This window comes from Bacteroides cellulosilyticus DSM 14838 (genome assembly GCF_000158035.1).
GTDB classification, from domain to species: domain Bacteria; phylum Bacteroidota; class Bacteroidia; order Bacteroidales; family Bacteroidaceae; genus Bacteroides; species Bacteroides cellulosilyticus.
Genome location: NZ_EQ973491.1, coordinates 135,134 through 145,850 on the forward strand (window position 1 = coordinate 135,134; position 10,717 = coordinate 145,850).

The 10,717-nt window shown below is 45.5% G+C and carries 5 protein-coding genes; all 5 read left to right on the forward strand.

The window, feature by feature from the left end; genetic code table 11:
* The first annotated feature begins 24 nt into the window (after positions 1–24).
* From BACCELL_RS12825 to BACCELL_RS12845, 5 genes are read left to right on the forward strand one after another with little or no spacing between them, the layout of a single operon-like run.
* Complete coding sequence (locus BACCELL_RS12825) at positions 25–954, forward strand: glycoside hydrolase family 43 protein (RefSeq protein WP_007212241.1); 930 nt, start codon at positions 25–27, stop codon at positions 952–954.
* A 21-nt stretch (positions 955–975) separates the two neighbouring features.
* The gene (locus BACCELL_RS12830) at positions 976–4,299 is read left to right on the forward strand and encodes an MGH1-like glycoside hydrolase domain-containing protein (RefSeq protein WP_007212242.1); all 3,324 of its coding nucleotides are present in this window, start codon (positions 976–978) and stop codon (positions 4,297–4,299) included.
* A 28-nt stretch (positions 4,300–4,327) separates the two neighbouring features.
* Positions 4,328–7,141 carry a glycoside hydrolase family 78 protein gene (locus BACCELL_RS12835; RefSeq protein WP_007212243.1) on the forward strand — a complete coding sequence of 938 codons (2,814 nt, stop codon included), beginning with the start codon at positions 4,328–4,330 and terminating at the stop codon, positions 7,139–7,141.
* A gap of 17 nt (positions 7,142–7,158) precedes the next feature.
* Positions 7,159–8,511, forward strand: coding sequence for a glycoside hydrolase family 28 protein (locus BACCELL_RS12840; protein WP_044153996.1), 1,353 nt, complete (start codon positions 7,159–7,161; stop codon positions 8,509–8,511).
* A gap of 18 nt (positions 8,512–8,529) precedes the next feature.
* Positions 8,530–10,491 carry a 6-O-methylesterase gene (locus tag BACCELL_RS12845; protein WP_007212245.1) on the forward strand — a complete coding sequence of 654 codons (1,962 nt, stop codon included), beginning with the start codon at positions 8,530–8,532 and terminating at the stop codon, positions 10,489–10,491.
* Positions 10,492–10,717 lie beyond the last annotated feature (226 nt).

A 10,717-nucleotide genomic window follows, 5' to 3' on the forward strand; every position in this document is an offset into this window, starting at 1 on the left:
AAAAACAAAAGTATTATTTAGAAAATGAGAAAATTAAGAAATACATTAGCTGCAATAAGCATTTTGTTCTTAGCTTCTTGTGGAGGAAACAAAGACTACTATATGTTCACCTCATTCCATGAGCCGGCTAATGAAGGTTTAAGATATCTATATAGTGAAGACGGCATGCATTGGGATAGTGTTCCCGGTGTTTGGCTGAAACCGGAATTGGGACAACATCAGTTGATGCGCGATCCTTCGATGGTACGTACTCCGGACGGTACTTATCATTTGGTTTGGACCACCAGTTGGAAAGGTGATTTGGGATTTGGCTATGCATATTCCAAAGACTTGATTCACTGGTCGGAGCAACAAATGATTCCGGTAATGGCCCATGAACCGACGACCGTCAACGTGTGGGCACCGGAGATTTTTTATGATGATGAGGCTGAACAATTCATGGTGGTCTGGGCATCTTGTGTTCCGGGGCGTTTTGAAAAGGGTATAGAAGAAGAAAAGAATAACCATCGCTTATATTACATCACTACAAAAGACTTTAAGACGATATCCGAAACCAAACTTTTGTATGATCCGGGCTTCAGTTCAATTGATGCTACCATCATAAAACGTACAAAGAATGATTATGTAATGGTGCTTAAAGATAATACACGTCCCGAGCGTAATCTGAAAGTTGCTTTTGCCGATTCATTGACAGGACCTTATTCGCCTGCATTGCAACCTTTCACGGAATCGTTTGTAGAAGGTCCCTCTGTAGAGAAGATAGGAGATGACTATCTTATCTATTTCGATGTCTACAGGAAGAAAATATATGGCGCTGTGCGTACCAGGGATTTTCGTAATTTTACGGATGAAACCGGAAACGTAAGTGTACCCACGGGCCATAAACATGGGACTATTTTCAAAGCCCCGGAATCGCTCGTTAAGGAGTTGTTGAAAGAAAGCAAGAAGAAATAATATATAAAACAGGAACAGATAATGAACAGCCCTATCAAAATACTTTTTGTTCTGGCAACTGGATGGCTGACACTAACGTCGGCTTCAGCACAAGACAGGATACATTACACTGGAACCGAACTTTCTAATCCCACCTATCATGATGGACAATTGTCGCCGGTAGTGGGAGTGCATAATATTCAATTGGTACGTGCCAATCGTGAACATCCGGATGCGTCGAATGGTGGAGGATGGACTTATAATCACCAACCGATGTTGGCCTATTGGAATGGGCAATTCTATTATCAATATCTGGCAGATCCGTCGGATGAGCATATTCCGCCTTCCCAGACTTTTCTGATGACTTCTAAAGACGGATATAACTGGACAAATCCGGAAATCGTGTTTCCTCCTTATAAAGTTCCCGACGGATATACGAAGACTTCCCGTCCGGGTATGCAGGCAAAAGACCTGATTGCCATCATGCATCAGCGTGTGGGCTTTTATGTATCCAAGTCCGGCAGACTGATTACAATGGGGAATTATGGAGTTGCGTTGGATAAAAAAGATGATCCGAATGATGGAAACGGTATTGGTCGGGTAGTTCGTGAAATTAAGAAAGACGGTTCATTCGGTCCCATCTACTTTATATATTATAATCATGGATTTAATGAAAAAAATACCGATTACCCTTATTTCAAGAAAAGTAAGGATCGTGAGTTTGTAAAGGCTTGTCAGGAAATTCTGGATAATCCATTGTATAGAATGCAATGGGTGGAAGAGGCGGATCGGGAAGACCCGATTATTCCTTTGAAGAAGGGATATAAAGCGTTCAATTGCTATACTTTACCCGACGGGCGTATTGTCAGCCTTTGGAAACATGCACTGACTTCAATCACTGAAGACGGTGGCTATACTTGGGCGGAACCGGTGCTTCGTGCCAAAGGATTCGTTAATAGCAATGCAAAGATTTGGGGACAACGCCTGACTGATGGTATGTATGCTACCGTGTATAATCCTTCGGAGTTTCGCTGGCCGCTGGCTATATCGTTGAGTAAGGATGGGCTGGAATATACGACCTTGAACCTCGTGCATGGTGAAATTCCGCCGATGCGTTATGGAGGAAACTATAAGTCGTATGGTCCGCAATATCCCCGCGGTATTCAAGAAGGAAATGGAATTCCTGCGGATGGTGATTTATGGGTTGCTTACAGTGTGAACAAAGAAGATATGTGGGTATCACGTATTCCTGTTCCGGTACAGATACAAGCCTCTGCGCATGCAGACGATGATTTCTCAAAGGCCGGATCAATAGCTGAGTTGACCGACTGGAATATTTACTCTCCCCTTTGGGCTCCAGTCACTTTAGACGGAAAGTGGCTGCGTTTGCAAGATAAAGATCCTTTTGATTATGCCAAGGTAGAACGAAAAATACCGGCTTCTAAAGAACTGAAAATCTCATTTGATCTACAGGCCGGACAAAACGATAAAGGTACTCTTCAGATTGACTTCCTGGATGAGAACAGCATTGCTTGTTCCCGGCTTGAGCTGACTCCTGATGGAGTTTTTCGTGCTAAAGGCGGTTCCCGCTTTGGGAACCTGATGAAATATGAACCGGGAAAAAACTATCATGTAGAGGCTATCCTTTCAGTGACCGATCGTAATATTCAGGTATTTGTGGATGGTAAGAGAGTAGGATTGCGCATGTTCTATGCACCGGTACCTGCTATTGAACGTATTGCGTTCCGTACAGGAGTTCCACGAACATTTCCCACTGTAGATACACCGGCTGATCAGACCTATGATCTGCCGAATGCCGGTGACCAGGAGCCACTAGCTGAATATCGTATCGCCAATGTGAAGACCTCTTCTGTGGATAAAGATGCGACTGCTGCTGTTTTGAAGTATGCGGATTTCAGCCATTATGCAGATTATTTCAATGGTATGGAAGATGAGAATATAGCCCAGGCCATTCCGAATGCAAAGGCTTCGGAATGGATGGAAGAGAATATACCGTTGTTTGAATGTCCGCAACGTAATTTTGAAGAGATGTACTATTACCGCTGGTGGTCGTTGCGGAAGCATATCAAAGAAACACCTGTGGGATATGGCATGACGGAATTTCTGGTTCAGCGTTCCTATTCTGATAAATATAATTTGATAGCCTGCGCGATCGGGCATCATATTTATGAAAGCCGTTGGTTGCGCGATCCGAAGTATCTGGATCAGATTATTCATACGTGGTATCGGGGGAATGATGGCGGGCCGATGAATAAGATGAATAAGTTTAGTTCGTGGAATGCGGATGCTGTGCTGGCACGTTATATGGTGGATGCTGATAAGGATTTCATGCTGGATATGAAGGAAAATCTGGAAGCCGAGTATCAACGCTGGGAGTGCACGAACCGTTTGCAAAACGGATTATATTGGCAAGGAGATGTACAGGATGGCATGGAAGAATCAATTAGTGGCGGACGTAAGAAAAAGTATGCCCGCCCCACCATTAATAGCTATATGTATGGTAATGCAAAAGCTCTTTCACTGATGGGAATCCTTTCGGATGATGAAGGAATGGCTATGAGATATGGTATGCGGGCGGATACATTGAAAAGGCTGGTGCAAGATAAGTTGTGGAATTCACGTCACCAGTTTTTTGAGACAATGCGTGCGGACTCTTCTGCGAATGTACGCGAGGCTATCGGATATATACCTTGGTATTTTAATTTGCCGGACACAGTGAAGCAATATGAAGTTGCCTGGAAAGAGATTATGGATGAGAACGGTTTTTCTGCTCCTTACGGATTAACTACTGCCGAGCGCCGTCATCCGGAATTTCGTACCCACGGAGTTGGTAAATGTGAATGGGACGGAGCAATCTGGCCGTTTGCTTCTGCCCAGACATTGACAGCAATGGCTAACTTTATGAATAATTATCCACAGAGAGTATTATCCGATAGTGTGTATTTCCGTCAAATGGAATTGTATGTCGAGTCGCAATATCATCGCGGACGTCCTTACATTGGTGAATATCTGGATGAGGTGACAGGTTATTGGCTGAAGGGTGACCAGGAACGGAGTCGTTACTATAACCATTCTACCTTTAATGATTTGATGATTACCGGTCTGATTGGATTACGCCCGCGCCTGGATGATACGGTAGAAGTAAATCCGTTGATACCGGCAGATAAGTGGGATTGGTTCTGTCTGGATAATGTTTTATATCATGGTCGTAACCTGACAATTCTTTGGGATAAATATGGTGATCGTTACCATCGCGGAAAAGGATTGCGTATTTTTGTAGATGGAAAACAAGTTGGATATGCAGATAGATTGACGAGAATCATTTGTGAGAACGTCTTGAAATAATGGTTACTACTGAAATCGAAAAAAACGAATGATGTTTTTAAAAAGATATATTTTCTTTCTTCTTTGCTTGCCGTGTCTGGCACAGGCAAAGAATATAACGGTCAGCCATCTCACTTGCGAAATGCAGGAAGGGTTGGTGCTTGTTGAAGCCTATCCCCGGCTGGGGTGGACCATGGAGTCGCCGGAGAATGGGACGAGGCAGACTGCTTATGAGATTGAGATTCGGGAAACCTGCACCGGACGTATGGTTTGGAATACGGGAAAGGTCCAATCTTCGCAAAGCCAGTTGATACCGACTCATGGAGCGAAGTTTCTCCGATTTAGTTTCTATAACTACATCTGGCGTGTACGGGTTTGGGATGAAACGGACGCGCCTTCCGAATGGAGTCGAGAAGCAAAGTTTCGTTTAGTTCCCCAAGGTTTTTCTTCGGCTGAATGGATTGGGGCCATCACCCGTAAAGACGCACGCTTGCCCGAAGGACGGAAATTCCACGGAGGCGAGTTGAAGAAGCCGGAGGTAAAGGCGGCATGGGAAGACGTGGATACATTGGCAAAGAAAAGCATTTGCTTGCGTAAGACGTTCCGCACGGACAAAAAGATTGCGGAGGCTACCGCATACATCTGTGGCCTTGGCTTCTATGAGTTCACCTTGAATGGGAAGAAAGTCGGTGACAGTGAATTTGCTCCCCTCTGGAGTGATTATGACAAGAGCGTTTATTATAATATGTATGATGTTACGGAACTGTTGCAGGAGGGCGAGAATGTGGCGGGAGTTTTATTGGGAAACGGGTTCTATAATGTGCAGGGCGGACGTTACCGCAAGTTACAGATCAGCTTCGGGGCACCGACTCTTTTATTCTCACTGCTTGTCAATTATGAAGATGGAACACGGGATGTGGTTTGCTCTGACGACAGTTGGAAATATGACTTAAGCCCCCTTACCTTTAATTGTATTTATGGAGGCGAAGATTATGATGCGCGTCGCGAACAAAAAGGGTGGAACCGGGCAGGTTTTAATGATGCGCGTTGGCGCCCGGTAGTGGTTCAGGAAGCTCCGAAGGGAACGTTGCGTCCGCAAATGGCGGCTCCGGTGAAAATCATGGAACGTTATGGTGTCCGGAAAGTGACGAAACTGACCCCGGAACAGATTGCCTCTGCCTGTAAATCGACCAAGAGAACCATCGACCTTTCCGCTTTCGTACTGGATATGGGGCAGAACCTTTCCGGTTTTCCGGAAATTACCGTGCGTGGTAAACGAGGTCAGAAAGTTACTTTGGTGGTGGCTGAGGCTCTGACGGAGGAAGGAGCCTGTAACCAACGGCAAACGGGACGTCAGCATTACTACGAATATACCTTGAAGGGTGAGGGGGACGAGACCTGGCGTCCCCGTTTCTCATACTATGGTTATCGCTACATTCAGGTAGAGGGTGCCGTACTGAAGGGGGAGAAGAATCCCCGGAAATTGCCTGTTCTGAAAGATATTCAATCCTGCTTTGTTTATAACTCGGCAAAAAAGGTGTCTGCTTTCGAGTGTTCCAATCCGATATTCAACGCTGCCCATCGTCTGATAGAGAAGGCGGTTCGCAGCAATATGCAGTCTGTATTTACCGATTGTCCCCATCGGGAAAAGCTGGGATGGCTGGAACAGGTGCACCTCAACGGGCCGGGACTTTTATACAATTATGACCTGACAGCTTTCGCTCCGCAGATTATGCAGAATATGGCGGATGCCCAACATCGCAACGGAGCCATGCCAAGCACCGCACCGGAGTATGTCGTGTTCGAAGGACCGGGCATGGATGCCTTTGCCGAATCTCCCGAGTGGGGAGGTGCTTTGGTCATTTTCCCGTATATGTATTACGAAACCTACGGGGACGATTCGCTGATTAAGAAGTATTACCAGAATATGCGCCGATATGTGGACTATCTCTCTACCCGCGCAGATAATCATATCCTTTCTTTCGGTTTGGGCGACTGGTATGATTACGGTGACTTCCGTGCAGGATTCTCCCGCAATACGCCTGTCCCGCTGGTGGCTACGGCACACTATTACATGATTGTCGAATATCTGATAAAGGCTGCTCGCATTGTGGGTAATGCTGATGATGTCAGGTATTACAATTCGTTGGCGAATGATATCGTGGTAGCATTCAACGAGCGCTTTCAGGATTACGATGCGGCGCAGTATGGTACGGGAAGCCAGTGCAGCAATGCCTTGCCGCTTTTTCTGGATATGGTTCTGAGTAGAGGCCATTCTGGAGGTTATGAAACGGATCGTCATCTGGAGCGCAAAGTATTCAAGAACCTGATAAAAGATGTGGAAGCACACGGCAATCGTCTGACTACCGGAGATGTGGGAAACCGCTATCTGATCCAGACATTGGCCAATTATGGAGCCGATGAACTCATCTATAAAATGTTCAACCATGAGGAAACGCCCGGATATGGCTTTCAACTCAAGTTTGGTGCAACGACTCTGACTGAACAATGGGACCCTCGTCAGGGCTCCTCTTGGAATCATTTTATGATGGGGCAGATTGATGAATGGTTCTTTAACTCGTTGGTCGGTATCTCTCCGGACGTGAAGCATGGATACCAGAAGTTCAGAATCGCCCCGAAGCCTGTCGGTGATCTGAAATACGTGCAGTCATCTTATGAAACCCTTTACGGTAAGATAACTGTAGACTGGACCCGCGAGAACGGCCGGTTTAAGCTGAAGTTGTCCGTTCCGGTAAACACTGTGGCGGTGGTTACACTTCCGGGAGAGAAAGAACCGAGAGAGGTGGAGAGCGGGAAACATGAATTTGTAGTGAACGAACAACAAACTATAAACGAACCATAAACAACCATACTATGACCATGAAATATAGAATACTTCTTTGTTCACTCTTCTGCCTTTGTGCGGTTACGGTGCTTCGTGCAGAACGTGTAGATATGCTGAAAGCAGGAGCGAAGGTGGATGGAAAGACGTTGAATACCAAACTTATCAATTCTACCATCGACCGCCTGAACGCGAACGGTGGCGGTACCCTTTTTTTTCCTGCCGGCACTTATCTGACGGGAAGCATCCGGATGAAGAGCCACATCACTTTGGAGTTGGAGGCGGGAGCTACTTTGCTGTTTTCTGATAGCTTCGATGATTATCTTCCCTTTGTGGAGGTGCGTCACGAGGGAGTGATGATGAAGAGTTTCCAGCCTTTGATTTATGCCGTGGATGCGGAAAATATAACAATCAAAGGTGAAGGTACGCTGGACGGGCAGGGAAAGAAGTGGTGGATGGAGTTTTTTCGTGTGATGATTGATCTGCGCGACAATGGCATGCGGAATGTGAATAAGTATCAGACGATGTGGGACCAGGCAAATGATACAACGGCTATCTATGCTGAAACAAACAAGGACTACATCGGTACACTGCAACGTCGCTTTTTCCGTCCTCCGTTTATCCAGCCGGTTCGTTGTAAGGACGTGAAGATAGAGGGGGTGAAGATCGTCAACTCTCCGTTCTGGACGGTGAACCCCGAGTTCTGTGAAAACGTGAAGGTGAAGGGAGTGACCATTCATAATGTGCCCTCGCCCAATACGGACGGCATCAATCCGGAATCCTGCCGGAATGTACATATCAGCGACTGCCACATTTCGGTGGGAGATGATTGCATAACGATCAAGTCCGGTCGCGATGCGCAGGGGCGCCGGTTGGGAGTACCCTGTGAGAATATAACCATCACTAATTGCATCATGCTTTCCGGTCATGGTGGTGTAGTGATAGGCAGTGAGATGAGTGGAGGCGTGCGTAAGGTGACTATTTCCAATTGCATTTTCGATGGAACGGACCGGGGCATTCGTCTCAAGTCCACCCGGGGCAGGGGAGGAGTGGTCGAAGATATCCGTGTCAGTAACATTGTGATGCGCAATATCAAGCAGGAGGCTGTGGTACTGAATCTGAAGTATAGCGGTATGCCTGCCGAACCCAAGAGTGAACGTACTCCGCTGTTTCGCAATATACATATCAGTGGAATGACGGTTACGGATGTCAAGACTCCTGTTAAGATAGTTGGGCTGGAAGAAGCTCCGATCTCTGAAATTGTACTGCGCGACATCCATGTGCAGGGGGCCGGTGAGGAATGTGTCTTTGAGGATTGCGAACGCATCACGATGGAAGATGTCATGGTGAATGGTAAAAAGATGTATCCAAAGGAAGTCGATGAAAAGTAAACAATAATATATAGAACAATGAAACGTATTCTTTTCTCTGTGCTTTTTGCTGCATCTCTTTCGGCTGAAGCACAAACACAAACATTTGAAACGGCCTTTGCCCGCCCTTTGAACGAAGTTCTTACGGACATACAAAATCGTTTTGGTATCCGCCTGAAATACGATATTGATACGGTCGGTAAAGTGTTGCCTTATGCGGATTTTCGTATCCGTCCTTATTCAGTGGAAGAATCGCTGACGAATGTATTGTCCCCTTTCGATTATAAGTTTGTGAAACAAACCGGCAATATATATAAGTTGAAAGCTTATGAATATCCTCGGCGGACAGATGCTGACGGAGAGAAAATGCTGGCTTACCTTAATACGCTTTATGCAGATAAGGAAGCTTTTGAACTCCGTGCCGATTCTTTAAGAAAAGAAGTCCGGCAACGTCTGGGAATTGACCTTTTACTCGCACAATGTGTGGAGTCGAATCCGATTCTTTCCAAAGTGAGGAAATATGATGGCTATACAGTTCAGAATTTTGCACTTGAGACGCTTCCAGGGCTGTATGTTTGCGGTTCTGTTTATGCCCCTAAATCGAAAGGGAAGCATGCGCTGATCATTTGTCCGAATGGACACTTTGGAGGAGGTCGTTATCGCGAAGATCAACAACAGCGTATGGGAACCCTGGCACGTATGGGGGCTGTTTGTGTGGATTATGATCTCTTCGGTTGGGGAGAGTCAATTTTGCAGGTTGGCAGTGCGGCACACCGCAGTAGTGCAGCTCATACCATTCAGGTGATGAATGGTTTGCTGATTCTCGACTATATGCTTGCTGCCCGTAAAGATATTGACAGGAAAAGAATCGGTGTGAATGGCGGTTCCGGTGGTGGCACGCAAACAGTTCTGCTGAGTGCACTGGATGATCGCTTCACGGCTTCGGCGCCGGTGGTAAGTTTGGCTTCTCATTTTGATGGAGGATGCCCCTGTGAAAGCGGTATGCCTATTCAATTGGCGGCGGGTGGCACATGCAATGCCGAATTGGCAGCAATCTTTGCTCCCCGTCCGCAATTAGTAGTGTCTGATGGTGGTGATTGGACGGCAAGTGTGCCTACACTGGAATATCCTTATTTGCAGCGTGTTTATGGATTCTACGATGCAAAAGATAAAGTGACGAACATACATCTTCCGAAAGAAAGACATGACTTTGGTCCTAATAAGCGGAATGCTGTCTATACATTTTTTGCTGAGGTGTTCGGCTTGAATAGAAATATGCTGGATGAAACAAAAGTCACCATCGAACCGGAATCCGCTATGTATAGTTTCGGTGAGAAAGGAGAACTTTTGCCGGAAAGCGCAATTCGTTCGTTTGATAAAGTAGCTGTTTATATTGACAAGAAAGCTTTTGCCCAATTAAAGTCGGATGCTTCTCTTGAGAAAAAGGCAATGGACTGGGTGGCTTCCTTAAATATGGAGGATGATAAGAAAGCGGGCTTTGCTGTAACAACTATCTATAATCATTTGCGCAAGGTTCGTGACTGGCATAATGAACACCCTTATTCCACTGTTCCGGAGGGTATCAATCCTGTCACTGGTAAATCTTTAAGTAAATTGGATCGGGAAATGATTGCCGATTCCGCCATGCCGAAAGAAGTTCATGAAAAGCTGATGAAAGATTTACGCAGAGTGCTGACGGAAGAACAAGTAGAGCAGATTCTTGATAAATATACTGTAGGCAAAGTAGCTTTCACTTTGAAAGGTTATCAGGCCATTGTCCCTGATATGACGGAGGAAGAAACCGCTTTTGTGTTGGAACAGTTGAAGCTGGCTCGTGAACAGGCTATTGATTATAAAAACATGAAGCAGATATCTGCCATCTTTGAAATCTACAAGACTAAGTGCGAACAGTATTTTAATGAGCATGGTCGTAACTGGCGCCAGATGTTCAAGGATTATGTAAATAAGAGAAAAGCGGAAAAGGCTCAGAACAAGAAATAAATATATCCCCCGGAATTCAAATCATGAAAAGTTCCGGGGGATTTCTGTATAATAAGGTGTAGTCATTTATGCGTATTTCATGACAGGCAGTCATATCTTCTGTTCTTACTTTTGATGTTTTCCTTCTTTTCCATACAAAACAAATGATGGAAGGTAGAGTTGAGAGGAGATACTAATTAAAAGAACAGTGTGATGAAAATGAAGACATTAAAGGAGGGTATTATAA